Origin of the sequence: Dankookia sp. GCM10030260, from assembly GCF_042666655.1 — a bacterium.
Classification (GTDB): domain Bacteria; phylum Pseudomonadota; class Alphaproteobacteria; order Acetobacterales; family Acetobacteraceae; genus Paracraurococcus.
This window is the reverse complement of the sequence record NZ_JBHTDE010000001.1, coordinates 365,962-389,992: the sequence shown is the minus strand read 5'-3', so window position 1 is coordinate 389,992 and position 24,031 is coordinate 365,962. Positions and strand designations below refer to the sequence as shown.

The 24,031-nt window shown below is 74.5% G+C and carries 26 protein-coding genes; 18 read left to right on the top strand and 8 right to left on the bottom strand.

Annotation, left to right across the window (positions count from 1 at the left end):
* Positions 1–61: 61 nt before the first annotated feature.
* The 4 genes from ACFQS7_RS01880 to ACFQS7_RS01865 form a co-directional block, all read right to left on the bottom strand.
* Entirely contained in the window at positions 62–397 is a 336-nt protein-coding gene (locus tag ACFQS7_RS01880; protein WP_380065322.1) for a hypothetical protein, read from the bottom strand.
* Positions 398–436: 39 nt separating this feature from the next.
* Entirely contained in the window at positions 437–670 is a 234-nt protein-coding gene (locus ACFQS7_RS01875) for a hypothetical protein (protein WP_380065321.1), read from the bottom strand.
* 136 nt (positions 671–806) lie between these two features.
* The gene (locus ACFQS7_RS01870; protein WP_380065320.1) at positions 807–2,447 is read right to left on the bottom strand and encodes a calcium-binding protein; all 1,641 of its coding nucleotides are present in this window, start codon (positions 2,445–2,447) and stop codon (positions 807–809) included.
* A gap of 176 nt (positions 2,448–2,623) precedes the next feature.
* A complete protein-coding gene (locus tag ACFQS7_RS01865; RefSeq protein ID WP_380065319.1) occupies positions 2,624–2,974 on the bottom strand; it encodes an antibiotic biosynthesis monooxygenase family protein in 351 nt (116 codons plus the stop codon).
* Between the two features lie 99 nt (positions 2,975–3,073).
* Here ACFQS7_RS01865 and ACFQS7_RS01860 point away from each other — a divergent pair, with 99 nt between their 5' ends.
* Positions 3,074–3,778 carry an ArsR/SmtB family transcription factor gene (locus ACFQS7_RS01860; protein ID WP_380065318.1) on the top strand — a complete coding sequence of 235 codons (705 nt, stop codon included), beginning with the start codon at positions 3,074–3,076 and terminating at the stop codon, positions 3,776–3,778.
* On the top strand, positions 3,778–4,986 hold the full coding sequence (locus ACFQS7_RS01855) for an MFS transporter (protein ID WP_380065317.1): 1,209 nt from the start codon (positions 3,778–3,780) through the stop codon (positions 4,984–4,986). The genes ACFQS7_RS01860 and ACFQS7_RS01855 overlap by 1 nt, the downstream gene beginning before the upstream one ends.
* A 142-nt stretch (positions 4,987–5,128) precedes the next feature.
* Here the strand turns inward: ACFQS7_RS01855 and ACFQS7_RS01850 are convergent, their stop codons facing one another.
* Positions 5,129–5,620 carry a hypothetical protein gene (locus ACFQS7_RS01850; RefSeq protein ID WP_380065316.1) on the bottom strand — a complete coding sequence of 164 codons (492 nt, stop codon included), beginning with the start codon at positions 5,618–5,620 and terminating at the stop codon, positions 5,129–5,131.
* Between the two features lie 59 nt (positions 5,621–5,679).
* Here ACFQS7_RS01850 and ACFQS7_RS01845 point away from each other — a divergent pair, with 59 nt between their 5' ends.
* The 14 genes from ACFQS7_RS01845 (at position 5,680) to ACFQS7_RS01780 (ending at position 18,111) form a co-directional block, all read left to right on the top strand.
* Positions 5,680–6,420, top strand: a complete 741-nt coding sequence (locus ACFQS7_RS01845) for a transglycosylase SLT domain-containing protein (RefSeq protein ID WP_380065315.1) — start codon at positions 5,680–5,682, stop codon at positions 6,418–6,420.
* Between the two features lie 177 nt (positions 6,421–6,597).
* Positions 6,598–6,783: a Flp family type IVb pilin gene (locus tag ACFQS7_RS01840; protein ID WP_380065314.1), complete on the top strand. Its 186-nt coding sequence runs from the start codon at positions 6,598–6,600 to the stop codon at positions 6,781–6,783.
* Positions 6,784–6,835: 52 nt separating this feature from the next.
* Positions 6,836–7,312, top strand: a complete 477-nt coding sequence (locus ACFQS7_RS01835) for a prepilin peptidase (protein ID WP_380065313.1) — start codon at positions 6,836–6,838, stop codon at positions 7,310–7,312.
* 11 nt (positions 7,313–7,323) lie between these two features.
* Positions 7,324–8,172, top strand: a complete 849-nt coding sequence (gene cpaB, locus ACFQS7_RS01830) for a Flp pilus assembly protein CpaB (protein WP_380065312.1) — start codon at positions 7,324–7,326, stop codon at positions 8,170–8,172.
* Positions 8,172–9,575: a type II and III secretion system protein family protein gene (locus ACFQS7_RS01825; protein WP_380065311.1), complete on the top strand. Its 1,404-nt coding sequence runs from the start codon at positions 8,172–8,174 to the stop codon at positions 9,573–9,575. The genes cpaB and ACFQS7_RS01825 overlap by 1 nt, the downstream gene beginning before the upstream one ends.
* A gap of 10 nt (positions 9,576–9,585) precedes the next feature.
* Positions 9,586–9,756 (top strand): hypothetical protein, encoded by a 171-nt coding sequence (locus ACFQS7_RS01820; RefSeq protein WP_380065310.1) that lies wholly within the window; start codon positions 9,586–9,588, stop codon positions 9,754–9,756.
* 119 nt (positions 9,757–9,875) lie between these two features.
* Positions 9,876–11,093 (top strand): CpaE family protein, encoded by a 1,218-nt coding sequence (locus ACFQS7_RS01815; RefSeq protein ID WP_380065309.1) that lies wholly within the window; start codon positions 9,876–9,878, stop codon positions 11,091–11,093.
* Positions 11,090–12,484: a CpaF family protein gene (locus tag ACFQS7_RS01810; RefSeq protein WP_380065308.1), complete on the top strand. Its 1,395-nt coding sequence runs from the start codon at positions 11,090–11,092 to the stop codon at positions 12,482–12,484. The genes ACFQS7_RS01815 and ACFQS7_RS01810 overlap by 4 nt, the downstream gene beginning before the upstream one ends.
* Positions 12,481–13,428 carry a type II secretion system F family protein gene (locus ACFQS7_RS01805; RefSeq protein ID WP_380065307.1) on the top strand — a complete coding sequence of 316 codons (948 nt, stop codon included), beginning with the start codon at positions 12,481–12,483 and terminating at the stop codon, positions 13,426–13,428. Before ACFQS7_RS01810 ends, ACFQS7_RS01805 begins: the two co-directional genes overlap by 4 nt.
* Positions 13,425–14,351 carry a type II secretion system F family protein gene (locus tag ACFQS7_RS01800; protein WP_380065306.1) on the top strand — a complete coding sequence of 309 codons (927 nt, stop codon included), beginning with the start codon at positions 13,425–13,427 and terminating at the stop codon, positions 14,349–14,351. Before ACFQS7_RS01805 ends, ACFQS7_RS01800 begins: the two co-directional genes overlap by 4 nt.
* Positions 14,348–14,821 carry a TadE/TadG family type IV pilus assembly protein gene (locus ACFQS7_RS01795; RefSeq protein WP_380065305.1) on the top strand — a complete coding sequence of 158 codons (474 nt, stop codon included), beginning with the start codon at positions 14,348–14,350 and terminating at the stop codon, positions 14,819–14,821. The genes ACFQS7_RS01800 and ACFQS7_RS01795 overlap by 4 nt, the downstream gene beginning before the upstream one ends.
* Positions 14,799–15,377, top strand: coding sequence for a TadE/TadG family type IV pilus assembly protein (locus tag ACFQS7_RS01790; RefSeq protein ID WP_380065304.1), 579 nt, complete (start codon positions 14,799–14,801; stop codon positions 15,375–15,377). Before ACFQS7_RS01795 ends, ACFQS7_RS01790 begins: the two co-directional genes overlap by 23 nt.
* Positions 15,374–17,080 (top strand): pilus assembly protein TadG-related protein, encoded by a 1,707-nt coding sequence (locus tag ACFQS7_RS01785; RefSeq protein ID WP_380065303.1) that lies wholly within the window; start codon positions 15,374–15,376, stop codon positions 17,078–17,080. Before ACFQS7_RS01790 ends, ACFQS7_RS01785 begins: the two co-directional genes overlap by 4 nt.
* A 65-nt stretch (positions 17,081–17,145) precedes the next feature.
* The gene (locus ACFQS7_RS01780; RefSeq protein WP_380065302.1) at positions 17,146–18,111 is read left to right on the top strand and encodes a tetratricopeptide repeat protein; all 966 of its coding nucleotides are present in this window, start codon (positions 17,146–17,148) and stop codon (positions 18,109–18,111) included.
* A 3-nt stretch (positions 18,112–18,114) separates the two neighbouring features.
* On the opposite strand, the gene ACFQS7_RS01775 is transcribed toward ACFQS7_RS01780, so the two are convergent.
* The 3 genes from ACFQS7_RS01775 to ACFQS7_RS01765 all read right to left on the bottom strand — a co-directional run bounded on the left by ACFQS7_RS01775 (position 18,115) and on the right by ACFQS7_RS01765 (position 21,908).
* Positions 18,115–19,041, bottom strand: a complete 927-nt coding sequence (locus tag ACFQS7_RS01775) for a DUF4189 domain-containing protein (RefSeq protein ID WP_380065301.1) — start codon at positions 19,039–19,041, stop codon at positions 18,115–18,117.
* Positions 19,042–19,166: 125 nt separating this feature from the next.
* Entirely contained in the window at positions 19,167–20,336 is a 1,170-nt protein-coding gene (locus ACFQS7_RS01770) for a pyridoxal phosphate-dependent aminotransferase (RefSeq protein ID WP_380065300.1), read from the bottom strand.
* 18 nt (positions 20,337–20,354) lie between these two features.
* Entirely contained in the window at positions 20,355–21,908 is a 1,554-nt protein-coding gene (locus tag ACFQS7_RS01765; protein ID WP_380065299.1) for a gamma-glutamyltransferase, read from the bottom strand.
* Between ACFQS7_RS01765 and ACFQS7_RS01760 the strand changes: the two genes are divergently transcribed.
* Positions 21,868–23,292, top strand: coding sequence for a M48 family metalloprotease (locus ACFQS7_RS01760; RefSeq protein WP_380065298.1), 1,425 nt, complete (start codon positions 21,868–21,870; stop codon positions 23,290–23,292). The two genes, ACFQS7_RS01765 and ACFQS7_RS01760, sit on opposite strands and share 41 nt — an antisense overlap.
* Positions 23,289–24,029, top strand: a complete 741-nt coding sequence (locus tag ACFQS7_RS01755; protein ID WP_380065297.1) for a DsbA family protein — start codon at positions 23,289–23,291, stop codon at positions 24,027–24,029. Before ACFQS7_RS01760 ends, ACFQS7_RS01755 begins: the two co-directional genes overlap by 4 nt.
* The last annotated feature ends 2 nt before the right edge of the window (positions 24,030–24,031 follow it).

The window sequence follows — 24,031 nt, the reverse complement described above, 5'->3', positions numbered from 1 at the left end:
CGAAAGGCCGGGCATGGCATGCCCGGCCTTTCGCGCATTCAGGGGTGGTCGGCGGCGGGGATCAGGCCCGGGCGGCGGCCATCGGCGCGTCGGAGAGCCGCTGCAGGTCGCGCAGGGTGGAGCGCAGCAGCCCCAGTTCGGCCGTCGACAGCGGCCCGTCGCGCTCGTCCCCGGCCCGGCGCACCACCGTCGCCAGCTTCACCATCGCTTCCGAAAGGGTGCCGGCCTGCGCCTTGGCCAGCGCCGTGATGGTCCGCGCCTCGGCCTCGACCAGCAGGTCGAGCAGGTCCTCGTCGGTGGTCTCCGCCGTCTCGACCTGGATCAGCCGGGCGGAGAGGGACGCGATGTCGACCTGCGGCGGGGCGGCGACGGAGCGGAAGGGGATGACCTGCGACATGAGCGGCGTTCCTGGCGATGAGGCGGGAGATGGGAGGGATCAGGCGTCGACCAGGCCGGCGCCGTTCTGGACCGGCATGACGCAGGCGGTGGGGCAGCGGGTCACCGCGCCGCCGCGCTCGGCGAAGGCGGCGAGCAGCGCCGCCACCTCGGATTCATGCAGCGGCGGCAGGTCGCGGCAGCGCGCCTTGTGGGCCAGCATGGCGGCCAGGGCGGAGCGCCTGGACTGCATGGCGATGGCGGCGGGCGAGAGCGGGCGGGGGGCACTGCTCATCTACAGACCTCACGAAAACGCGATCTGCAGATTGAATACAATTCTACGATAGGCAGGGCAAGAACTTTTCACGTCGGCGCGATAGCTGCTCCGTCACGCTGCCGATGGCCCCGGTCGGGCCGCCGGCAGCCTGGCGTCAGGCGAAGAATTTGTAGTCGCCCGCCGCCAGTCGCACGGTGGAATCGGCCGATTGGACCAGGATCTCGCCGACGATCGCGCCGTCGCCGTCGTGCAACCCATAGATCGGCAGATGCGGGTCGTTGCCCGCGTCCTTGAGCCACTCCAGCCATGCCCCGGCGCCGAAGCCGAAGAAGGCCAGGAAATCGTCCTCGACGCCGGACCAGGCCAGGTAGCCGCCGGCGCCGTGGAAATCGACGACATGGTCCCGCTGGCCGCCATGCTGCGCGCCGATGGCCAGGTCCCCCTTGTGGAAGACGAAGGTATCGTTCCCCGCCCCGCCCGTGGCCCGGTCGATGCCCGCCCCGCCGCGAAGGCTGTCCTTGCCGGCGCCGCCGGCGAGCCGGTCGTCACCTTCCCCGCCGGTCAGGACATCGTCTCCCGCATCGCCCGAGAGCAGGTCGGCGCCGCTGCCGCCGTCCAGCGTGTCGGCGCCGTCGTGTCCGGCGATGGTGTCGGCGCCGGCAAGGCCCAGGATGTGGTCGGCGCCGGCGAAGCCGACGAGCAAATCGGCACCCGGCGTCCCCGCCGGGTCCACCAGCAGCATGACATGGCCGGTTGCGGCCAGGCCCGATGGGTCCGCCACCGTGTACTGGAATTGCGCCGGCCCGCCGTCCGCGGCGGCGGTGAACAGCACCTCGGCGCCCGCCAGCCGCACCGTCCCGCCGCCGGCGCCGCCGACCGCGACCAGGCTCAACCGATCGCCATCCGCGTCCGTATCGTTCGCCAGCAGCGACGCGACCGGAATGCGCAGCGTCTGGCCCGCCAGGACCTGGAAGCCGGCATCGTCCCGGGCCACGGGCGGGTCGGGCGAGGGGATGACGGTGATGATGACCTGGCTCGGCGGCGACGGGGGGAAACCGTCCGTCCACCACGTGCTCTCGATGGTGAAGGTGCCGTTGGCGTGGCCCGGCTCGAAGTAATAGGCGGGGCCGAAGAGTTCGGGCTCCTCCCGCAGGTAGGGGCCGGTGACGGTGCCGCCGCCGCGGCGGAAGCTGACGGCGCCGACCCAGGTGGAGGAGTTCTCCGCCACGTCGAGGTAGGTGACGGTCGGCGTCGGCGCCTGGACATGGATCGTCACGGCATCGCCTTGCGCCAGGAAGGCGCCACCCAGCATCCAGGGGCCGGGCCAGGCATGGGTGTTGTGGATCACCCCGTACTCGCCCGGCAGCAGCGGGCCGGAGGAGAAGCCGCTGGTCCGGAAGCTGCCGTCCCAGCTGAAGACCTCCGGCTCCAGCGCCCAGGCGTATTCCTCGCCCGGCTGGAAGCCGTCGTCGCCGTTGGCATCGACATAGGTGACGATGTCGACATATGCCGGCCGGAATCCCTGGTCGGCCACCGTGATCGTGCCGGGCCGCACCTCGAAGGGCCCGAGGCGTTGCGCCGCGCCGGCACTGCCGAACAGGTAGAGGGAGTAGGTCCCGGCGGGCAGCGCGGCCAGGATCGCATCGGCCGGCCCGTCATGCACGACGTCGCCCGCGGCGGAGACGACGTCCACATGGCCGGGCAGCGTCGGGTCGCCGAGGTCGCGCACCCCGTTGCCATCGAGGTCGAAGTAGAGATCGGCCTGCAGCCAGCCCGGCAGCGGGGAATCGGCCATGATTCGCCTCCATGAGGAAACTATAATTTACATAGGCCGATGATCCCGTGAATATAGATATCAATCCGCAATTACGCGCATCCGGATCGGGCCGCCCGGTGCCGACGGGTCCGGCAGGGCGGTCCATGGGACGTTCGTCCCCCTCTCCGCGCCGCCTGCGGCGTGCAGCCCTCGACCTACCAGCCGTGCAGCGCCCGCGAATCCTCCGGCGCCTGGTCCCGCCGCTCCGCCATGCCGTAGTCGCGCAGCACGGCCGCCACCCGCAGCCGGTAGCCGGCGAAGACCCCGTCACGCCCGGCCGCCTGCGACCCGCGATGCCCGGGATGGGTGCGCCAGCAGGCGACCGCCGATTCGTCCGCCCAGAAGGACAGGCTGACCAGCTTCCCCGGGTTGCTGATGCTCTGGAACCGCTCGACCGAGATGAAGCCCGGCACCTTCTCCAATTCCGGCTTCAGCCGGGCGGCATGCTCAAGGTAGTCCTCGAACCGCCCATCGGCAGGTTCGACCTCGAAGATCACGGCGATCATGGCGGCACTCCCTTTGCGCGAGGATGGCATGGGTCCGGCCCGCCTGTCCTTCGCGCACGCCCGAAGCGCATCGCCGCGCGCCGCGCTAGGCTGCCCCGCATGACCAGCCCCGCCGCCTTCGCCGCCACCGCCGCCCTGATGTCGGAGCCGCCGCGCGCCGCCATGCTGCAGGCACTGCTCTCGGGCGAGGCGCTGACCGCCGGGGAGCTCGCCCGGGTCGCCGGCATCGGCGCCCCGGCCGCCAGCGCGCACCTGGCCCGTCTGGTGGAAGGCGGCCTCGTCGCGGTGCACCGCCAGGGCCGCCATCGCTACCACCGCCTGGCCTCGGAGGAAGTGGCGGCGGCGCTCGAGACGCTGGGCGGCCTGGCCGCCGCGGTCGCCCCGCCCGGCCGCCGCTGGCCGCATGGCGAGGCCTTCCGCCGCGCCCGGCTCTGCTACGACCACCTGGCCGGGCGGCTCGGCGTCGCACTGCATGCCGGGCTGACCGGCAGTGGCTGGATCACCCCGGCGCCCGGCGGCTGGGCGGCGACCGCGGCGGGGGAGACGGGCCTGGCCGGACTCGGCGTGGATCTCGCCGCCGCCCGGCAGGCGCGCCGCTTCGCCTGCGACTGCATGGACTGGTCGGAACGCCGGGCGCATCTGGCCGGTGGGCTGGGGCGGGAGATCGCCGCCTGCTGCCTGCGCCGCCACTGGCTGTCCCGCCTGCCGGGCGAAACCGCGGACGACCCCATGGCCCGCCGCCGCCTGGCGCTGACACCGGAAGGGGCGCGGCAGCTCGGCGAGGCGCTCGGGATCGACGCCTGATGCGGCTTGCCCCGGCCACGCAGCTGCTGGCCGCCCTGGCCCTGATGACCGGCGCCAGCCAGTTCCACCGCGCCGCCCTCGGCGTGGTCGGGCCGGAGCTGGCGGCGGCGCTGGATGCCGGGCCGGGGCTGCTCGGCGCGGCGAACGGCGCCTTCTTCCTTGCCCTGCTGTTGCTGCAAGTGCCGGTCGGCCTGGCGCTCGACCGGATCGGGCCACGCCGGACGGTGGCCTGGCTGGCGCTGCCGGCGGCGCTCGGCGCGCTCGGCCAGGCGCTGGCGCCGGATGCGGGGTGGTTCCTGGCCGCGCGCTTCGTCCTCGGCCTGGGCTGTGCGGCCTCCTTCATGGCCTCGGTCGTGCTTTGCGCCCGCTGGCATGCCGGGCCGGGACTGACCACGGCGCTGGCCCGGGTCTTCGCCCTCAGCCAGGGCGGCATACTGCTGGCAGGAGCCCCCTTCGCCGCGGCGGCCGCGGCCTTCGGCTGGCGCGGCGCCTATGCGCTGTCCGGCCTGCTGAGCCTCGGCCTCGCCGGGCTGTGGTGGGTCTGGGTGCGGGACGACCCGCCGGACCGGCCCGCGCCGGTGCGCCCGGCGGAGACCTTGCTGGGCGCGCTGCGCGGCCAACTGACGGTCTGGAAGACCCCCGGCCTGCCGCCGGTGCTGGCGATGCACTTGGTCGGCTATGCCGCCATGGCCACCGTCATCGCGGTCTGGGCCGGCCCCTACCTGTCCGAGGTGCATGGCCTCGCCCCCGGGCCCCGCGGCGCGGTGCTGTTCGGCATGGGGCTGGCGCTGGTCGCCGGGCTGCTCGGCGTCGGGCCGCTGGAGCGGCGGCTGAACACCCGCAAGTGGCTGGTCGCCGGCATGGCCAGCGGCGCCGCGCTCACCCTGGCGGCGCTGGCCTGCTGGCCGCAGCCGCCGCTGGCCGTGGCCGTCACGCTGCTGGTCGGTCTCTGCCTGTTGTCCTGCTACCCGGTGGTGGTGGTGGCGCATGGCCGGTCGCTGTTCCCGGACCACTTGGTCGGGCGCGGCGCGACCACGGTGAACCTGGCGCAGACCCTGGGCAGCGCTGCCTTGCCCGCGCTCACCGGCTGGGCGGTGGCCTTCGCCCCGGCAGGCGCGGCCTGGCCGATCGCCTTCGGCACCCTGGCCCTGGCATTGCTGCTCGGCCTGGCGGGCTACCTCACCGGCCGGGACGCGCCGCCGCGATAGGTGTCATGCCAACGGTCCTTCCCGGTGACCGCCGGCATGGCTCGCCGTGCCCCTGGCGCCGGGCGGCCGCGTCCGTGGTCCCGACGCGCCGCGCCTGCGGCGGGCTTCGCCCCCTGAAGGTCACGCAAGCGGGGCGTTGGTATCATTCCTCCTCCGCCTCGCCGTCCAGCACCCGCTCGATCCGCGGCCAGACCCGGGCGAAGACCTCGGCATGGGCGGCCTGCCGGGCCGGGTCGCCGGCTGGCGCGGCGGTATCGGGATGGAGCTCGCGGGCCAGCAGGCGGCGCAGCGCGGCGATCCGCTCGCGCGGCGCGGTGGCCGCGGCGAGTTGCGCCTCGGCCGCCGCCGCCCGGCGCGTGGCGGCTTCCGCCTCGGCCCGCAGCCGGGCGCACTCGGCCCAGGGGTCGGCCGCGGCCGGTGCCGGTTCGGCCCAGCGCCGTCGCCGCTCGCCCAGCACCGGATGCGCGCCGTCCGCGCCAGCCGGGCCGACCACGCCCTCCGCCTCCAGCCGCCGCAGGAAGCTCGCCGCCGCGGTCGGGGTCGCGTCCAGCCCGCGCACCATGCCTTCGGCCGTCAGCCGTGCCTGGCCGCGCACCCAGGGCAGCGCATCCTCGTAGCGCAGGAAACGGGGCATCGGCGGGCCGGCCTTTCATTGGCAGTCTGGTCAATCCCATGTCCTATAGCGGTCCGATGATGACCTGGACGCGAATCTGGCTGCTTGTTGTTCTGCTGGCGATCGCATCGCCTGGTGCCCGGGCGCAGGATTGGGGCGCCTGCCGCGACGCGGTGGAGGCCGCCGAGCGCGAGGCGTCCTTGCCCACCGGCCTGCTGCACGCCATCGCCCGCACCGAAAGCGGCCGGCGCGACCCGGCCAGCGGCCGGATCGAGCCCTGGCCCTGGGCGCTGAATGCCGCCGGCATGGGCATGCATGCGCCCAGCCGCGCCGAGGCCACCGCCACCGTCGCCGCGCTGCAGGCCCGCGGCATCCGCTCGATCGATGTCGGCTGCCTTCAGGTGAACCTGCTGCACCATCCCGGCGCCTTCGGCTCGCTTGAGGAAGCCTTCGAGCCGGTGGCCAATGCCCGCTACGCGGCCCGCTTCCTGCGTGAATTGCACGGCCGCGCCGGCGGCGAATGGGCCCAGGCGGTGGCCTGGTACCATTCGGCGACGCCGGAGCGGGGCGAGGCCTACCGGCTGCGGGTGATGGCGAATCTCGGGGGCGGCCTGGCGGCGGGGCCGGCTGCCCTGCCGCGCCTGCCGGTCGTGCTGCGGCCGGACCCGGTCGCGCCGCGGCTGTCCCCGGTCGCGCTGCGCATCCCGGTCATCATGCCGCAGGCTTTGGCCCGCCCCGTCGCGGCGCAGGGTGCCGTTGCGCCGCGGCCGGTGCCGCTGCTGGGTACCGGGCCGCGGGTCATCACTCCGCGGGGCGGCTGACCGATACTCGTCATGGTTGATAAAGACATCTCATCACAAGGTGTAAATAGTTAATCACAGTCTCAATTACATAGCCAATGTAGAAAAAAGTACGACCTTCCCAGGCTCCTGGTTGATCCACCAGGGCCGGACGGCCCGGGCATCCGCCGGGCCGCCATCCAGCCGAAGGAAGGTCCCATGTCCCTGACGTCCCTGTATCTCTCCGCCCGTGCCCTGGTCACCGACCGCAAGGGCGTCACCGCGCTGGAATACGGCCTGATCGCGGCGCTGATCGCCACCGTCATCATCGGTGCCGTCACCGCGCTCGGGACCAATGCCTCCGCCATGTTCCAGAACATCGCCGACAAGATCGCCGGCAAATGAGCCCGTCCGCCGGCGGGGCCCCAAGCCCCGCCGGCGTCCCGGCACGCCGCGCATGATCCTGGTCCTGGCCGGCCTCACGCTGGCGGCGGCGGCGCTGCACGACATCGCCGCGCGCACCATCCCGAACCGGCTCAGCCTCGGCATCGCCGGCCTCGGCCTGCTGGCGCGGGTGCTGGCGGATGAGGCGCTGGCCGGCCTGCTCGCCGGCTGCCTGGTCTTCCTGCTGGCCTGCTTCGCCTGGCGCTGCCGGGTGATGGGGGGCGGCGACGTCAAGCTGCTGGCGGCCTGCGCCCTGCTGCCGCCACCCGCCGCGGTGCCCGGGCTGGTCCTGGCCGTGGCGCTGGCCGGCGGGGCGCTGGCCCTGACCTATCTCGCGCTGCAGCCGCTGCTGCCCGCCCCGGCTTTGGCGCGGCCCGGCGCCCTGCCCGCCCGGGCGCTGCGCGCCGAGGCCTGGCGCATCCGCCGCCGCGGACCGCTGCCCTACGGCGTCGCCATCGCCCTTGGGACTTTCTTCACGCTCCTCGGCTGAAGGTGCCGCCCATGGTCCTGCGCATCCTCCTCTTCGGCCTTCTCCTGCTCGGCCTCGCCGGCTTCGGCGGCGTGGCCTGGTACAGCCTGCAACCCGGCCAGGCCCCGGTGGCCGAGGCGCCGCCGCCGCCCGCCCGCGCCACCTTCCTGGTCGCCGCCCGGCCCTTGCGCGCCGGCACCCTGATCAAGCCCGAGGATTTCGCCGGCCAGGAGCTGGAAATCGATGCCGCCCCCGCCGGCGCCCGCCGCGACACGCGGGAGGCGCGGGCCGAGATCTTCGGCGCCATGGTCCGCCGCAGCCTGCCGGTCGGCGACCCGATGCTGGCCGAGGACGTGCTGCGCCCGGGCGACCGCGGCTTCCTCGCCGCCGTGCTGGGGCCCGACATGCGGGCCGTGTCCGTCGGCGTCGATGCGGTCTCCGGGACCGCCGGGCTGATCTGGCCGGGCGACAGGGTCGATGTGGTGCTCACGCAGCAGCTCGCCGACGACAACCTGCCCGCCTATCGCCGCGTGTCGGGGGAAACCGTGCTGCCCGACATCCGCGTCATCGCCATCGACCAGGCCCTGACCCAGGGCGCCATGGGCGAGGGGCCGGAGGGCAATCGCCAGGTTCGCACCGTGACGCTCGAGGTCACGCCGAAACAGGCGGAGCGCGTCGCGGTGGCGACCCGGCTCGGCCGGCTGGCGCTGGTCGTCCGCTCCGCCAGCGGGGCCGAGGCGCCGGTCGACTCCGCTGCGACCATCACCTGGGGCGGCGATGTCTCGCCGGCGCTGCGCGCCGGGCGCGGCGCCGCCGAAGCCCCACCCCAGACCCTGCAGATCTTCCAGGGCGCCGCAAAACGCGAGGAGTTCCGCTTCTGATGCGCATCGCCGGTCTTCTGGCGCTGCTCCTGCCCGCGCTCGCCGCGGCGCAGGACGCACCGCCCCCCCGCCCCGCCGCGCCGCCCATGCGGCAGCTGACGCAGGAGAACAGCGTCACCCTGCGCGCCGGCATGCCGCTCTCGATCGAGGCTGGCGCCGGCCGCATCCTGCAGCTCAACCGCGCCGCCGGCTCGGTCTTCGCCGCCGATCCGCGGGTGGTGGAAGTCAGGCCGGCCAGCCCGACCAGCCTCTTCCTGTTCGGTGTCGCGCCCGGCCGCACCACGATCGCCGCCATCGACGGCCAGGGCGCCGCGGTCGCGCAGTACGAAGTCACGGTCCGCCCCTCCGGCTTCGGCGCGGGAGAGGCGCAGTCCACCCTCTCCCGCCTGCTGCCTGGCCACCGCATCCGCACCGAGCAGCGCGGCAACGGCATCGCCCTGCATGGCGAGGTCGGCACCGCCGCCGAAGCCGAGCAGGCCGCCGCCATCGCCCGCGGCTACCTGGCGGAGGGACAACAGCTCGACAACCGTCTCTCGGTGCTCGGCCAGGTGCAGGTGAACCTGCGCGTCCGCATCGCCGAGGTCTCGCGCGAGGTGACGCGGCAGCTGGGCGTCGACTGGCAGGCAGTCGGGCGGTCGGGCAATTTCGCGCTCGGCCTGCTGACGCGGAATGCGCTGTTCGACGCGATCAACCCGTCCAGCTCGATCGTCGGCGCCTTCAGCGACGGCAAGTCCGACATCAACGGCATCATCGACGCGCTGGCGCAGGACCGGCTGATCACCGTGCTGGCCGAGCCGAACCTGACCGCGATGAGCGGCGAGACCGCCAGCTTCCTGGTCGGCGGCGAATTCCCCATCCCCGTCGCGCTGCGCGACAACGTCGTCACCGTGCAGTTCAAGCAGTACGGCGTCAGCCTGGCCTTCGTGCCGACGGTGATGTCGCAGGGCCGCATCAGCCTGAAGGTCCGCCCCGAGGTCAGCGACCTGACCGAGCAGGGCGCGGTGCGGCTGAGTTCGGGCAATTCCTCCATCCAGATCCCGGCGCTGACGGTGCGGCGGGCGGAGACGGTGGTCGAGCTCGGCAGCGGCCAGTCCTTCGCCATCGCCGGCCTGCTGCAGGACAATGCCCGGACGCTCGGCCGCGCCCTGCCGGGGATCGGCGAGGTGCCGGTGCTCGGCGCGCTGTTCCGCTCCGACCGCTTCCAGCGCAACGAGACCGAGCTGGTGATCATCATCACCCCCTACGTCGTCCGCCCGGCGAACGAGGCCGTGGCGCTGCGCGCGCCGACCGACGGCTACGTCCCGCCCGACGACGCCGACCGCATCCTGCTGTTCCGCCAGATCGCCCGCCAGCGCGGCCTGCCGCCCCGCCTGCCCGGCGCCACCGGCTTCGGCCTGAACTGAGGACGCCGCCATGCGCATCCGCCTATTGCTGGCCCTGCCGCTGCTGGCGGCGACCGCCGGCTGCGAGATCTTCGACCCCTACAAGCGGGCGGGCACCTGGCGTCCCAACGCCGCCAACGAGCAGAACCTGGCGACCATGGCCGTGATCCCGGCCGAGCGGGTGCGCGGCACCGGCGCCTAGGGCGCCCCGGGCTCCACCGCCGCCGGCGCCATCGAACGGTTGCGGGCCGACCGGGTGAAGCCGCTGCCGGATACCGGCATGGCGCGGATCATCACCGTCCCCGGCGGGGGCAACCCCTGATGCCCGACCACGCCTTCCCCGACGCGCCCGAGGAGTCCCAGCACCGGCCGGAACGCAAGCCGCTGGTCTGCTTCGCCGCCGATGCCGAGACCGAGGAGGCGCTCCGCGCGGGCCTGTCGGATGCCGTGCGGCAGGAAGGCGAGTTCCGCCGCGCCGACATCACCCGCGCCATCGCCGCCCTGCGGGAGATGCCGACGCCCTGGACCCTGGTGGTCGACGTCGCCGGCCACAAGCAGCCGCTCGCGGCGCTCGAGGACCTGTCGCAGGTGCTCGAGCCCGATGTGCGCGTGCTGGTGGTGGGGGACCGGGAGGATGTCGGCTTCTACCGGCAGCTGACGCGGGGCCTCGGCGTCGCGGACTACCTCTACAAGCCGCTGACCGCCGCCATGGTGGCGGAGAATTTCGGCCCCGTCGTCACCCGCCGCCGCTTCACCGCGGCACCGGCGCGCGGCGGCAGGCTGCTGAGCGTGACGGGGGTGCGCGGCGGCGTCGGCGCCTCGACCATCGCCGCCAATCTCGCCTGGTACCTGGCCAATGTCGCGCACCGGCACAGCGTGGTGCTGGATGCCGACCTGCATCGCGGCACCCAGGCGCTGCTGCTCGCCGCCCCGGCCGGGCCCGGGCTGCGCAACGCGATCGAGCATCCGGACCGGGTCGACGAGTTGTTCGTCGAGCGCGCCGCGGCGCCGGCCGGCGAGCGGCTGCATTTGCTCGCGGCCGAGGAGGCATTGGGCTCGCCGCTCGCCTATGCCCCGGGTGCGGCGGAACGCCTGGTCGCCATGCTGCGCCGGCGCTACAATTTCATCCTGGCCGACGCGCCCTTCGCCGCGGACGGCATGGGCCGCGAATTGCTCGACTTGGCGCAGCACCGCATCCTGGTGCTGGAACCGACCCTGGCCTGCATCCGCGACACGCTGCGGCTGCTGCAGCTGGAACCCGGCCCGGGCCAGGCCAACCGCCCGCTGCTGGTGCTGAACCGCGCCGGCCGCAAGGGCGGCCTCTCCGCCGGCCAGGTGGGGGAGGCGCTGAAGCTCGACCCCGACATCCTCCTGCCCGACCTGCCGAAGCGGATCGAGGAGGCGGCGACGCTGGGCCAGCCCGCGGCGGCCGCCGGCGGCCCGTTCCGCGCCGCGATCGCCCGGCTGGCCCGCGCCGCCGGCGGCGTCGGCGAGGATGCGCCGGTGCGGCGCGGCCTGCTGGCACGGTTCCGCCGATGAGCAACGCCCTCGTCCCCAGCTTCGGCCGCCGCCGGCCGGAACCGACGCCGAGCCCGGCCGGACCGGTGGTGCGGCAGATGCCGGAGGCTGCGGCGCCGGCCGCGCCCGCCGCACGGCCCAATGCCGGCGCCGGCGCGCCGCTGGCCGAATTGCGCGCGCTTTGCCTCGCCCGGATCGACCCCGCCACCGTCGCCACCATGGCGCCGGACCGCCTGGCCGCCGAGGTCGAGCGGCTGCTAGCCGAGGTGGCGACCGAGCAGCGCCTGCAGCTGAACGCCCGCGAGCAGCGCCAGCTGGCACTCGACCTGGTGGACGACATGCTCGGCCTCGGCCCGCTGGAGCCGCTGCTGGAGGACGAGGGCATCACCGACATCATGGTCAACGGCCATGACAAGGTCTTCGTCGAGCAGCGCGGCAAGGTGGTGCTGTCCGGCATCCGCTTCCGCGACAACCAGCACCTGGCCAATATCGCCCAGCGCATCGCCGCCGCGATCGGCCGCCGGATCGACGAGTCCAGCCCGATGGTCGATGCCCGGCTGGCCGACGGCAGCCGCGTCAACATCGTCTTCCCGCCGCTGGCGATCGACGGGCCGGCGGTCTCCATCCGCAAATTCGCCCGCCGGGTCATCGACTTCGACAAGCTGGTCGAGTTCGGCGCGCTGTCCCGGCCGATGGCCAGGGCGCTGCAGGTCGCCGCCCGCTGCCGGCTGAACATCGTCATCTCCGGCGGCACCGGGTCCGGCAAGACCACCATGCTGAACGCGCTCAGCCGGATGATCGACCTGGGCGAGCGCATCGTCACCGTCGAGGACGCGGCCGAACTGCAATTGCAGCAGCCGCATGTGGTGCGCCTGGAGACGCGGCCACCCAGCCTCGAGGGCCGCGGCGAGGTGACGCAGCGCGACCTCGTCCGCAATGCGCTGCGCATGCGGCCCGACCGCATCATCCTCGGCGAGTGCCGCGGGCCGGAGGCCTTCGACATGCTGCAGGCGATGAACACCGGCCATGACGGCAGCATGAGCACGGTGCACGCGAACACCTCGCGCGATGCGCTGATCCGCATCGAGAACATGGTGATGATGGGCAGCTTCGGCCTGCCGACGCGCGCAATCCGCACGCAGATCGCCAGCGCCGTGGACCTGATCCTGCAGGTGGAGCGCCAGCGCGACGGCTCCCGCCGCCTGGTCCAGGTGACCGAACTCGTCGGGCTGGAAGGCGACGTCTTCACCCTGAACGACATCTTTCAGCTGGAGCACGAGGGCGAGGACCAGGACGGACGGCTCCGCGTCCGCTGGAAGGTCAGTCGGGCCCGGCCGGCCTTCCTGCCGCGCCTCGCCTATTTCGGCCAGGACCGCGCCTGGGCCGCGGCGCTGGAGGAGGCGGAGCGGTGAAAGGGCTGCTCCTCGCCGGCGGGGGACTGCTCGGCCTCGGCCTGCTGGTCGTGCTCGGCCTCGGCGCGGTGCAGCGGCAGGACCGGCGGCAGGCCCGCGTCGCCGCCGTGGTCGGGCCGCACTGGCGGGCGGGCCTGGTCGCGCCGCCGCGGCGGAACTGGCTGCGGGACGCGGCGGAGGGGCCCTGGCTGGCGCGATTGGCCGGGTTCTTCGGCTTGCGGCTGGACCGGGTGGCGGAATACCCCGTCCGCTGGTGGATCATCCCCTTGGTGGCCATGCCCCTGGCACGTGCCGCGGCGGGCCTGGCGGCGCTGCTGGGCGGCGACCTGCTGCTTCTGGCCACGCCTGTCTTCTGGTTCTTATTCTGCCGCTGGGCCTTCGGCTGGCTGGATACGAGGCGGATCGAGACGCTGTTCCGCCAGTTCCCCGACGCGCTCGGCATGGTCACCCGCGCCGTCCGCGTCGGCATCCCGGTCAGCGAGGCGATCCGCAGCGTCGCCCGCGAAGGTCCGAAGGAAACCGCGGCCGAATTCCAGCGCATCGCCGACCAGCTCTCGATCGGCCTGCCCATCGACCAGGCGCTGGCGGAAACGGCGCACCGCAACGGCGTGCCGGAATACCGCTTCTTCGCCACGGCGCTCGCCTTGCAGAACCAGACCGGAGGCGGCCTGGGCGAGACGCTGGAGAACCTGGCCGAGGTCATCCGCAAGCGCGTCGCGTTGAAGGAGCGCGGCTATGCCCTGGCGGCGGAAGCCCGTACCTCGGCCGGCATACTGGCCGCCCTGCCCTTCTTCACGGCCGGCGTGCTGGCGGTGCTCAGCCCCGGCTATGTGGCGATGCTGTTCACCGACCCGGGCGGTCAGCGCGTGCTCGCCGCCGCCATCGGCCTGCTGCTCATCGGCATCCTGGTGATGCGCGGCATGATCAGGCGGTCGCTGTCATGACGCCCGCCCTGCTCGGCGCCGGGGCGGCGGGGCTGCTCGGCTTCGGCCTGGCTGTCGCCTGGCTGCTGCGCGCCATCGGCCGCGAACAGCGGGTGGGCGAACGCCTGCTGGCGGTGCAGCGCAGCGCCGGGATCGACCAGGTGGCGCTGCCCTGGTCGCCGCAGCGGGTGGCGCTGCGCGGGCTCGCCGGCATCGGCCGCCTGCTGACCGGCGGCGGGATCCTGTCCGGCCGGACGGTGGAGGAACTGGAACAGACCCTGATGGCCGCGGGCTTCCGCGGCGACCGGGCGCTGGCCATCTTCGTCGGCGCCAAGGTGGTGCTGCTGCTCGGCCTGCCGCTGGCCGCCGCCGCGGCGCTGCAATTCCTCGGCGCCGGCCAGCAGGCCTGGACACTCGGCCTGCTGGCCGCGGCGATCGGCGGGCTGCTGGCGCCGGACCTCGTCGCCCGCCGCCTGCGCCGCCGCTACCTGCGGGAACTGGAACGCGGCCTGCCCGATGCGCTCGACCTCATGGTCATCTGCTCGGAAGCCGGGCTGGCGCTGGAAGGCGCGGTGGACCGCGTGGCGGTCGAGATCCGTCCCGCCAACCGCGCCGTCGCCGCCGAATTCGCCGTCTGCAGCAGCGAGCTCCGCATCCTGGCGGACCGCCGCACCGCGCTGATGAACATGGCGGACCGCACCCGGCTGGACCTGCTGCGCCGGCTCGGCATGACGCTCGCGCAGACCCTGCAATACGGCACGCCGCTGACCCAGGCGCTGCGCACCCTCTCGGCCGAGATGCGGCAGGACCAGCTCGTGCGGTTCGAAGCCCGCGCGGCGAAGCTGCCGGTGCTGCTGACCGTGCCGATGATCCTCTGCATCCTGCCGACCCTGTTCCTCGTCGTCGCCGGGCCGGCCATGCTGCAGGCGTCGCGGCTGTGGTGAGGCGGCTGCACCGCGACGCGCGCGGCGCCACGGCGGTCGAATTCGCCCTGGTCGGCTCGGCCTTCTTCGCCGTGCTGCTGCTGATGATGGAAGCCTGCTGGCAGGTCGCCATCGGCGCCGCGCTGGATGCCGGGGGCCGGGAGGCCGCGCGCTGGGCGGCCACCGGCCAGGCGCCCCCGGCCGGCTTCACCGTCACCGGCCATGTCGCCGACACCATCCTGAAGACCTCCGGCCTGCCGCTTGATGCCGCCGGGCTCAGCGTGACGGTGGAAAGCTTCGCCGGCTTCGGCGCGCTCGCCAACCCGGCCGCGGCCAGGCCGGGCACCGGCGGGCCGAGCGACGTGGTGCGCTACACCGTGGTCTATCGCGGCCGCGGGCTGACCCCGCTCGGCCGTTCGCTGCTGCCGCTCGGCGTGCAGCAGATCCAATTCGTGATCCTGGCGAAGAATGAGCCTTTCCCGGCGAGCTGACCCCCGGCGCGGCGCGGCGGCGGTGGAGTTCGCCCTGCTCGTGCCGCTGCTCATCCTGCTGTTCGGCGCGACGGCGGAGATCGTCATCCATGTCCGCACCTGGTTCCGGCTGGAACGCACGGCGGCCGAGACGGCGAACGTCGCCACCCAGTTCGATGCGCTGGCTCCGGCCGATGTCGCCGGGCTGTTCGACGCGGCCAAGGCGATCGCGGCCCCCGTGCTGGCCTGGTCGGACGGCGCCGGCACCGGCCGCGCCCGCACCGTCATCGGCGTGGTCAGCGGCACCGCCGGCGGCAATGCCCTGGCCTGGTCCTGCTCGCGCGGCGATGCCGGCCTCGCCACCCAGGTCGCCGGCCGCGCCGCGCTGCCGAACGGCTTCACGGTGCCGAACGGGCAGAGCGTCCTGGTGGTCGAGGTGATCAATGCCGCCACGCCCTGGTCGGTGATGGCGGCGCCGATCTTCTTCGGCACCACGGGGCCGGGCCCGGTGCGCACCTATGCCATCGTGCGGCCGCGCACCGCGGCGCTCACCACCATCGGCGGAGCCTGTCCATGAAGCGCCTCGGCCGCCGCGGCAACATCGCCATGCTGGTGGCGCTGCTGGCGGTGCCGCTGGTCGGCATGGTCGGCATCGCCACGGATGGCGCGCGGGCCTGGCTGCTGCGGTCGCGGATGCACACCGCGCTCGATGCCGCGGCGCTGGCCGGGGCGCGCAACATCGCCCTGCCGGCGGCGCAGCGGGATGCCGAGGTCGCGGCGATGTTCTGGACCAATTACGGCGTGCGCGGCACCGGCTACACCCCGGCCCAGGCCACCGGCCATGCCTGGCGCGGCTTCCTCGATGCCTCGACCACGCTCGACCCGCCCATGGCGGTGGACGCCAGCACCATGCGCGTCTCCGCCCGCGCCGTGCTGGACACAACCTTCGCCCGGGTGATGGGCTTCGGCACCCTGACCGTCGCCGCCTCGGCCGAGGCACGGCGGGCCGACATGGGCATGGAATTGGCGCTGGTGCTCGACGTCACGGGATCGATGGGCTCGAACAAGACGCCCAGCCCGGTCGGCAGCGCCACCACCAACGGCACCAACATCGACGCGCTGCGCCTCGCCGCGTCCGACCTCGTCACCATCCTGTACGGGACGCGGGAGACGGTGCCGAACCTCTGGGTCTCGGTGGTGCCCTACACCACCACGGTGAACATCGCGCCGCAGCGCACCGGCTGGCTCGACCCCGGCAGCCGCGACCTCGCCCGCTACGCGCCGCGCGGCTGGATGGGCTGCGTCGAGGCCCGCGCCGCGACCGGCAACGACCAGACCGACGCACCGCCGGGCGTGGAAGCCTTCAAGCCGTTCTTCTGGGCCTCGACGCTCGGGAAATACACGCTGCGCACCGGCGGGGCGGTGCCGGGCGACAACGACTGGGCGGCGTCGCTGACCGGCACCAACGGCATCACCGAGATGTACCAGGACGTGCGGGAGAACAACACTGCGGGCCCCAACACCGGCTGCCCGCAGGCGCCGATCCTGCCGCTGACCGCGGCCCGGACCAGCGTGCTGAACCGCATCATGGCGCTGCGCTCCACCTTCAAGGGCGGCACCATGCACAACACGGGCATGCAGGCCGGCTGGTTCACCCTCAGCCCGCGCTGGCGCGGGCTGTGGACCACCGGCGCGCTGGATGCCGGCGCCGACAGCAGCCCGGCCACCTTGCCGCTGAACTACGGCACCCAGTACATGCAGAAGGTCGTCGTGCTGATGACCGACGGCCAGGCCAATTGGAACGACTGGAACGGCGGCGCGCCCGGCGATTGCAGCGACACCAGCACGAGCAACGCCGCGACCCCGGCCGGCGCCCCGCCGCTGCGCCCGCTCGGCTGCCCGCGGAACGGCTACCCCGCCAGCGTCACCGTCGCCGCCGGCGCGCCGCCGATCCAGGACGCCGCGGGCAACAACAACTCCGACTATTCGGGCTACGGCAGGCGGCTGGAGAACCGGCTCGGCATCGCGCCGCCGCTGACGGCGGCACGGATGACCACCGAGCTCAACACCCGCATGACCAACCTCTGCACCGCCATGAAGCGGCAGGGCATCGTAGTCTACACCGTCACCTTCAACCTGGCCGATGCCGCCACCCAGGCGCTGTTCCGCGGCTGCGCCAGCCAGCCGGACTACTGGTTCAACAGCCCGACCCAGGCCGACCTGCGCAACGCCTTCCGCCAGATCGGCTCGCAGCTGGCCAACCTGCGGCTGGTGCAGTGAGCCATCTTCACCGCCCGGCAAGACCTGCCGCGGTAATCCAAGGGGGAAAAGGACCCGTGCCGAAAATGGTACCCACCGCCCTGCCGCATCGCCGCGCCGTCGCCGCCCTGCTTCTCCTGCTGCCTCTGCTGGCCGCATGCCAGCCGGCGCGCAAGCCGGACAGCCTCTCGCTCGAAAGCCGGCTGCGGCTGGCAGCGACGCTGGACGGTCCGCGCGGCGGCGCCGCCTCGGCCGAGGTGCTGCGGGAGGCCGTGCGGCTCTCGCCGCAGGACGGCGCGCTGCGCGAGAAGCTCGCCCTGGCCGCCGAACGCGCCGGCCGGGACGGCGAAGCGGCGCAGGCGCTGCGCGAGGCCATCGCGCTGCTCGGGCCGAGCGCGCCGCGGCTGCTGGCGCTCGGCCGGCTCGAACTGCGCGCCGGCAACACCGCCGCGGCGGCCGAGGCCTTCGCCCAGGCCGATGCGCTCGCGCCCGGCAATGCCGCGGCGCTCGGCTTCCTCGGCCTGGCGCAGGACCTCTCGGGCGATCCGGCCCGGGCGCAGGACGCCTACCGCGCCGCGCTCGCCCTGGCGCCGCGGGACTGGGGCATCCGCGCCAACTACGCCATGTCGCTGCTGCTGACCGGTCAGGCCCGCAGCGCGGCGGAGGCCCTGGCGGAGGCCGAATACGCCCCCGACGCGCCACGCCGCGCCCGGCACAACATGGCCCTGGCGCTCGCCGCCACCGCCCAGCCGGACCGCGCCGTGCGGCTGCTGCGGCTCGACATGGGCCCGGCCGAGGCCGCGGCGATGGGCCAGGAGCTCACCGCGATCGCCGCGCAACTCGACCCGATGCCAGTGCCTCCCCTGCCGCCGGTGGCGCGGCGGGCCGCGAGCCGGGTCGCCAAGCCGGCCCACCTCGCCCAGGCCCGTCCCGACATCGTGCGGGAGGAATTGCCGCCCCTGCCCCGCCCGCCGCAGGCCCCGGCGCCTGCGCCGGAAGCCGCCCCCGCGGTGCAGGCGCTGTTCCAGCCCGGCGAGGACCCGCCGGCCTGAAGGTCAGGGGCGGCCGCAGGCGCTGGCGACGATCTCGCAGCTCGTGGTGCGCTCGCGCGCCCGGCATTCCCCCAGGGCGGCGGTCTCCGCCGCCTCCTGGGTCGGGCCGGCGCCGGCGGCGGCGTAGCTGACCGAATAGGTCCGCGGGTCGGCGGTGCGGAACAGCCCCAGCGTCCGCCGCGCCTGGGCCACGGCGCCGCAGCGGTCGGCGAATTCCAGGGCCGGGCGGCAGGCGGCCCCACGCGCCCCGCAGGCCGACTGCGCCTGGGCATGGGCGGCCACCCGGTCGGCAAGGCCCACGGTCAGGCCGAATTCGGTGGCCGGCGACGGCGCCAGATAGGCGGCGCCCCAGCGCCGGCCGGCCGGGACCGCGACCGCGCCGCCAGCCGCCGCGGCCAGTTGCGTCGCCCGGACAGCCGGCGGAACGGCGACAGCAAGTGACGCCGGCGGGACGGCAACGGCGGGCGCCGCCGCCGCAGCGGGATGGGCGGCACCGCGCGACGCAGCCGCCGCGGGCGGCGGCAGCATCGGCGCCTGATAAGGGGCTGGCACGGCCCGGGCCTGCAGCGCCGCGACCCGGCGCGTCTCGGCCTGCACCGCCTGCCGGCTGCGCGTGCGCGGGGCCGGTGACCCATGCTGCACCCGCGGCGCGCCCGTGCTGCGGTCGTATTCCTGGATGGCGTTGCAGCGGATCAGGCAGGACTGGACCTCCGGCCGGTTCGCCCGGACCAGGCGGGAGGCCGCGCCGCATTGCTGGGCGCAGGCCCCGCTCACCTCCAGTGTCTGCGCCCGGGCCGGCGGGCCGCCCGCCGCGATGCCCAGCAGCAGCGCCATGGCCAGCAGGCCGCGGCGGACCTGCCACCGCGCCCAAGCGCCTGCCGAGAGCGATCGCCGCCGTTGCACCATGGCTTCCCCGGGCGGGCCGGGCATGCCGAAGCAGCCCAACCCCGAGTTGATGACGCTTCCATACCGATCACGAGCCCGTGCGGCAAAGCCTCCGGGCGCGAATAGTCACGATATTGTGCGCCAGCGCACGCGATGGCACCGGCGGCGCCTCAGCGCCCGAGCCAGGCCGCCAGCCGCGCCGGCGCCGCCGCCATGTCGGCCTCCGGCCCGCAATAGCTGAAGCGCAGGAAGCGCCCGCCGCGTTCGCGGTCGAAATCCACGCCCGGCGTCGCGGCGACCCCGGCCTCGGCCAGCATGCGCTGGCAGAAGGCCACCGAGTCGTTGGTCAGGTGCCCGACATCGGCCCAGAGGTAGAAGGCGCCATCGGCGCTCGCCAGCCGGTCGAACCCGGCCCCCGGCAGCGCCCGCAGCAGCGTGGCGCGGGACCGCCGGTAGGCGGCGATATTGGCCTCCAGCTCGTCCCGGCAGTCGAAGGCCGCCTCGGCCGCCACCTGGGCGACGTGCGGGGCGGAGATGACCATGTTCTGCGCCAGGCATTCCACCGGCCGGACCAGGTCCTCCGGCAGCACCAGCCAGCCGATCCGCCAGCCGGTCATCGAGAAGTACTTCGAGAAGCTGTTGACCACGATGGCGGAGCCCGAGGCCGCCGCCGCCGTGCTCTCCGCCACCGCCCCGTAGCTCAGCCCGTGGTAGATCTCGTCCGAGATCAGCCGCACCCCGGCCCTGTCGCACCAGGCGGCGATCGCGGCGAATTCGGCCGGCGGCAGCATGGTCCCGGCCGGGTTGCAGGGGCTGGCGAGGATCAGCCCGGCCGGCGGCGGGTCGAGCGCCTCCAGCATCGCCACCGTCGGCTGCCAGCGCGTCTCCGGCCCGCAGGGGATCAGCTGCGGCCGCATGCCCAGCGCGGTCAGGATGTTCGCGTAGGGCGGGTAGAAGGGCGCCGCCATGGCCACCCGGTCGCCGGCGTCGAAGGCCGCCAGGAAGGCCAGCGGGAAGGCCCCGGAGGCCCCGACCGTCACCGCCACACGCTCCATCGGCACCGCGGCGCCGTAGCGCTCGGCATAGTGCCGGGCGATCCGGGCGCGGAGCGAGCGCAGCCCGAAGGCCTCGGTATAGCCCATCGGCGCGCCGGCCCGCAGCGCGCGGATCGCCGCCTCCGCCGCGCCGCGCGGGGCGCCGGTGCCGGGCTGGCCGACCTCCATGCGCAGGATCCCGGGCGCGCCGGGCGGCAGCGCCGCGGCCTGGGCATTGGCGGCGCTGATCACGTCCATCACCAGGAAGGGCGGGGCCGCCGCCCCCCGGCCGGTCTTCAGGGCCATGTCTTCGGCGCCATCCCGCTACTGGTCCATGGCGCCGAGCGCGACGCCGCTGCCGCGCGGGTCGCTGGCCACCAGGCAGCGGTCCGGCCGCCCCGGCAGGTAGCTGGTGCAGGCGGCGAGCTGGGTCCGCGCCATCCCCGGCGCGCCGCCCTCCAGCGCCGCATCCACCGGCAGGGCGCGCAGCAATTGCAGCGCCGCCGGCCCGGCCACGCCGATCGGCGCGGATTGCTGGCCGGAGGCCGCGGCGGCCAGCCGGAAGCCGGACAGGTTCGGGTTGTAGGCGATGGCGGCCGAGAGCAGCGGCGGCTGCACCGCGCCGATCCCCGGCGCCGCGGCCAGCAGGAAGCCCATGCCCGGCACCACGCGCCCGGTGCCGAACAGATTGTTCATGGTGAAGGCGCAGGACACCGCGATGCCCCGCCGGTCGAAGGCGACCAGCCCGGCCGAGGCCGGCAGCGTGGCGAAGCGGCCGGGCGGCAGGTCGGCGGCGGCCAGCACCGCCCTGGGATCGCCGCCGCGGGCGCGCCAGGCGGCCGCCGCGGCCAGGCCGCGCGCATCGCCCTGGGCGATGTCGGCGCCGCCGCGCAGCGCCTCGAAGGCCGCCGCCGCGGCGAGGCCGCCATCGGCCGGCGGCGGCAGGAAGGCGATCCGGTCGCCGCCGCGGCTCGCCACGTCGAGCGGCGCCAGCAGGTCCGGCAGCGCCGCCCGCAGTTCGTCGAGGCTCAGGTTGCCGCCGACGGCGCGGGAGCTCTCCTCCAGCCGCCGCGCCAGCGTCCCCTGGTGGATGTCGCCGACGCCGGCCAGCCGCAGCTGGCCGAGGGTGCCCGCGAGCTCGGCCTGGACCAGGGTCTCCCCCGCCTGCTTCGGGCCGCCGCCCGGGCGGCCGAAGATCGCCTGCGCCGTCGGGTCGGCCAGCAGCGGGCCGGACACCGCGGCGAGGTCGGCGGCAAGCCCCCGGCTGACCTCGGTGCCGAACCGGGCGCGCTGCTCGGCCGGGGCCATCAGCTCCTCGAAGGGCCGGGTCGAGCGGCGGGTGTGCAGGGCGAACAGGCCCCGCGCCAGCAGCGGCACCGCGGCCGGCCGGTCGGCCCCGGCCGGCACGCCGCTGCGCGCGCCGGGCAGGAACATGATGGCCTCGACCGCCGCCTTCTGCGGGTCGAAGACCAGGCAGGCGCCGCCGCCGCCGATCCCGACCCGGGACGGCAGGGTGACGGTCATCATGAAGGCCGCGGCCACCGCCGCATCCACCGCGGTGCCGCCGGCCGAGAGCACCTGCCGGCCGGCCAGGGCCGCGGCCGGGTCCTCGGTGGCGATGCCGCCCAGGAAGCCGCGGACGAAGCCGGGCTGGCCCTCGGCCGGGCCGCCCGGGCCGAACGGGTTCAGGCCGGACAGCGTCTCGCAGCCCGGCAGCGCCAGGGTGCCCATGGCGAGCAGCGCGGCGCGCAGCCGGCGGCGCGTGGCGCCCCGCCCGCTGCCCCCTGGCCCGTTACCCCCTGGGCTCGCCTCGTCGTGCCGGGCTATGACGCCCGGCATGCGGAAGGCGTGGGCCCTGTTCTCGGCGCTGCTGGTCATGCTGGCGTCCCTGGTCCCTTCTCTCGCGCCGGTCGCGGCGCGGGCCCAAAGCGGCGCGACACCGGTGATCACGATCCGCGATGCCGAGACGGAGGCCTTCCTCCGCGGCATCGCGCATCCGCTGTTCCGCGCCGCCGGTGTGGACCCCGCTCTGGTGCGGATCACGCTGGTGCAGGCGCGGCCCATAAACGCCTTCGTCACCACCGGCAACCGCATGTTCATCAACACCGGGCTGATCCAGCAGTCCGACAGCGTCGCCGAGCTCGCCGGGGTGCTGGCACACGAGACCGGCCACATCGCCGGCGGCCATGTCACGCGGCTGCCGGAGGAGATGCGCAACGCCTTCATCCGGTCCATCGCCGGGCTGCTGCTGGGCGGCGCCGCGGCGGTGGGCGGCGGCCGCCAGGTCGGCGGCAATGCCGGCGCCGCCATCATGCTGGGCAGCCAGACCATGGCGATGGGGGAGCTCTATGCCTTCACCCGCGCCCAGGAACAGGCGGCCGACCAAGCCGGCGTCGCCTACCTGGACCGGCTCGGCTGGTCCTCCCGCGGCCTGGAACGCCTGCTGGGCCGGCTGCAGGCGCAGGAGATGCTGGTGGCCGGCCGGCAGGACCCCTATTTCCGCACCCACCCGCTGTCGCGCGACCGGCTGGAATTCGTCGCCGGGCACCTGGCCCGCAGCCGGCTGGCCGAGGCGCCCTGGCCGCCGGCGCTCGAATCCGGCTACCGGATGGTGCGCGCCAAGCTGGACGGCTTCATCGACCCGCCGATGACCACCTGGAAGCGCTACCCCGAATCCGATGCCGGCGCGCCGGCCCGCTATGCCCGGGCGATCGCGCAGTACCGGTCCGGCCGCACCGACCAGGCGGTCGGGCTGCTGGCGCCGCTGCTGGCGGAGCAGCCGGGCAATCCCTGGCTGCGCGAATTGCAGGGCCAGATCCTTTTCGAGGCCGGCCGCCCGCGCGAGGCCCTGGCGCCGCTGCGCGAGGCGGCCCGGCTGGCGCCGTCCGAGGCGCTGATCCGCACCGCGCTAGGCCGGGCGCTGATGGAGGCGGGCGAGCCGGCCCAACTCCACGCCGCGGCGGCGGAATTCGAGGCCAGCCTGCGGCTCGAGCGCGACAATGCCTTCACCTGGCGGCAACTCGGCATCGTCCAGGGTCGGCGGGGCCTGGCGCCGCAGGCCGACCTCGCCTTGGCGGAGGCGGCGATGCTGGCCGGCGACTACCCCGATGCCCGCCGCCTCGCCCGCCGGGCGGAGGAGGCCTTGCCGCCCGGCCCGCTGAAGTTGCGCGCGCAGGATTTGCGCGAGGCGGCGCGGCGGGACAACCTGACCCAGGAACAGCGCGAGCAGGACGACGCGATGCGCAGGAGACAGACCCGGTGATACGCCCCTTCCTGCTGGCTCTCGCGGCCGGCCTTGCCTTCGTCCCGCCGGCCATCTCGCAGGGCTTGTCGCCCGAGCAGCGGCGGGAGGTGGTGGAGGTGCTGCGCGATGCGCTGAAGCAGGACCCGACCATCCTGCGCGACGCGCTGATGGCGCTGGAACAGGCCGAGGCCGCCGCCAAGGCCGGCGCCCAGCAGGCGGCGATCCGGGCCCAGGCGGAGGCGCTGTACCGCACCGCCGGGGACCCGGTGAAGGGCAACCCGCAGGGCGCCGTCACCGTGGTGGAATTCTTCGATGCCCGCTGCGGCTACTGCAAGCAGATGGAACCCGTGGTGGACCAGATGCTGCGCCGGCAGAAGGACGTCCGGCTGGTGCTGAAGGACCTGCCGATTCTCGGCCCCAACAGCGTGCTGGCCAGCCGGGCGCTGCTGGCCGCCCAGCGCCAGGGCAGGTACGCCGAATTGCACGACGCGCTGATGAAGCTGCGCGAGGAACCCGCCGAGCCGGTGCTGAAGCGCGAGGCCGAGAAGCTCGGGCTCGACTGGGCGCGGCTGCGGCGGGACATGGACGACCCCGCGGTCGGCCGCCGGCTGGAGGCGAACAGCCGGCTGGCCGGGGCGCTGCGGATCGAGGGCACGCCGGCGCTGGTCATCGGCGATGCGTTGGTCCCGGGGGCGGTCGACCTCGCCACGCTGGAGAAGCTGGTGGCCGAGGCGCGCGAGAAGCGCGGCGGCTGAGC

Excerpts from the sequence above, each read along its gene's own strand:
- ACFQS7_RS01835 (WP_380065313.1), top strand. The coding sequence starts at position 6,836 with ATGATCCTGGTCCTGGCCGGCCTCACGCTGGCGGCGGCGGCGCTGCAC.
- ACFQS7_RS01855 (WP_380065317.1), top strand. The coding sequence starts at position 3,778 with ATGCGGCTTGCCCCGGCCACGCAGCTGCTGGCCGCCCTGGCCCTGATG.
- ACFQS7_RS01800 (WP_380065306.1), top strand. The coding sequence starts at position 13,425 with ATGACGCCCGCCCTGCTCGGCGCCGGGGCGGCGGGGCTGCTCGGCTTC.
- ACFQS7_RS01845 (WP_380065315.1), top strand. The coding sequence starts at position 5,680 with ATGACCTGGACGCGAATCTGGCTGCTTGTTGTTCTGCTGGCGATCGCA.
- ACFQS7_RS01785 (WP_380065303.1), top strand. The coding sequence starts at position 15,374 with ATGAAGCGCCTCGGCCGCCGCGGCAACATCGCCATGCTGGTGGCGCTG.
- ACFQS7_RS01870 (WP_380065320.1), bottom strand. The coding sequence starts at position 2,447 with ATGGCCGATTCCCCGCTGCCGGGCTGGCTGCAGGCCGATCTCTACTTC.
- ACFQS7_RS01865 (WP_380065319.1), bottom strand. The coding sequence starts at position 2,974 with ATGATCGCCGTGATCTTCGAGGTCGAACCTGCCGATGGGCGGTTCGAG.
- ACFQS7_RS01875 (WP_380065321.1), bottom strand. The coding sequence starts at position 670 with ATGAGCAGTGCCCCCCGCCCGCTCTCGCCCGCCGCCATCGCCATGCAG.
- cpaB (WP_380065312.1), top strand. The coding sequence starts at position 7,324 with ATGGTCCTGCGCATCCTCCTCTTCGGCCTTCTCCTGCTCGGCCTCGCC.
- ACFQS7_RS01780 (WP_380065302.1), top strand. The coding sequence starts at position 17,146 with ATGGTACCCACCGCCCTGCCGCATCGCCGCGCCGTCGCCGCCCTGCTT.
- ACFQS7_RS01810 (WP_380065308.1), top strand. The coding sequence starts at position 11,090 with ATGAGCAACGCCCTCGTCCCCAGCTTCGGCCGCCGCCGGCCGGAACCG.
- ACFQS7_RS01775 (WP_380065301.1), bottom strand. The coding sequence starts at position 19,041 with ATGCCCGGCCCGCCCGGGGAAGCCATGGTGCAACGGCGGCGATCGCTC.
- ACFQS7_RS01850 (WP_380065316.1), bottom strand. The coding sequence starts at position 5,620 with ATGCCCCGTTTCCTGCGCTACGAGGATGCGCTGCCCTGGGTGCGCGGC.
- ACFQS7_RS01765 (WP_380065299.1), bottom strand. The coding sequence starts at position 21,908 with ATGACCAGCAGCGCCGAGAACAGGGCCCACGCCTTCCGCATGCCGGGC.
- ACFQS7_RS01770 (WP_380065300.1), bottom strand. The coding sequence starts at position 20,336 with ATGGCCCTGAAGACCGGCCGGGGGGCGGCGGCCCCGCCCTTCCTGGTG.
- ACFQS7_RS01860 (WP_380065318.1), top strand. The coding sequence starts at position 3,074 with ATGACCAGCCCCGCCGCCTTCGCCGCCACCGCCGCCCTGATGTCGGAG.
- ACFQS7_RS01880 (WP_380065322.1), bottom strand. The coding sequence starts at position 397 with ATGTCGCAGGTCATCCCCTTCCGCTCCGTCGCCGCCCCGCCGCAGGTC.
- ACFQS7_RS01840 (WP_380065314.1), top strand. The coding sequence starts at position 6,598 with ATGTCCCTGACGTCCCTGTATCTCTCCGCCCGTGCCCTGGTCACCGAC.
- ACFQS7_RS01825 (WP_380065311.1), top strand. The coding sequence starts at position 8,172 with ATGCGCATCGCCGGTCTTCTGGCGCTGCTCCTGCCCGCGCTCGCCGCG.
- ACFQS7_RS01820 (WP_380065310.1), top strand. The coding sequence starts at position 9,586 with ATGCGCATCCGCCTATTGCTGGCCCTGCCGCTGCTGGCGGCGACCGCC.
- ACFQS7_RS01760 (WP_380065298.1), top strand. The coding sequence starts at position 21,868 with ATGCGGAAGGCGTGGGCCCTGTTCTCGGCGCTGCTGGTCATGCTGGCG.
- ACFQS7_RS01790 (WP_380065304.1), top strand. The coding sequence starts at position 14,799 with ATGAGCCTTTCCCGGCGAGCTGACCCCCGGCGCGGCGCGGCGGCGGTG.
- ACFQS7_RS01815 (WP_380065309.1), top strand. The coding sequence starts at position 9,876 with ATGCCCGACCACGCCTTCCCCGACGCGCCCGAGGAGTCCCAGCACCGG.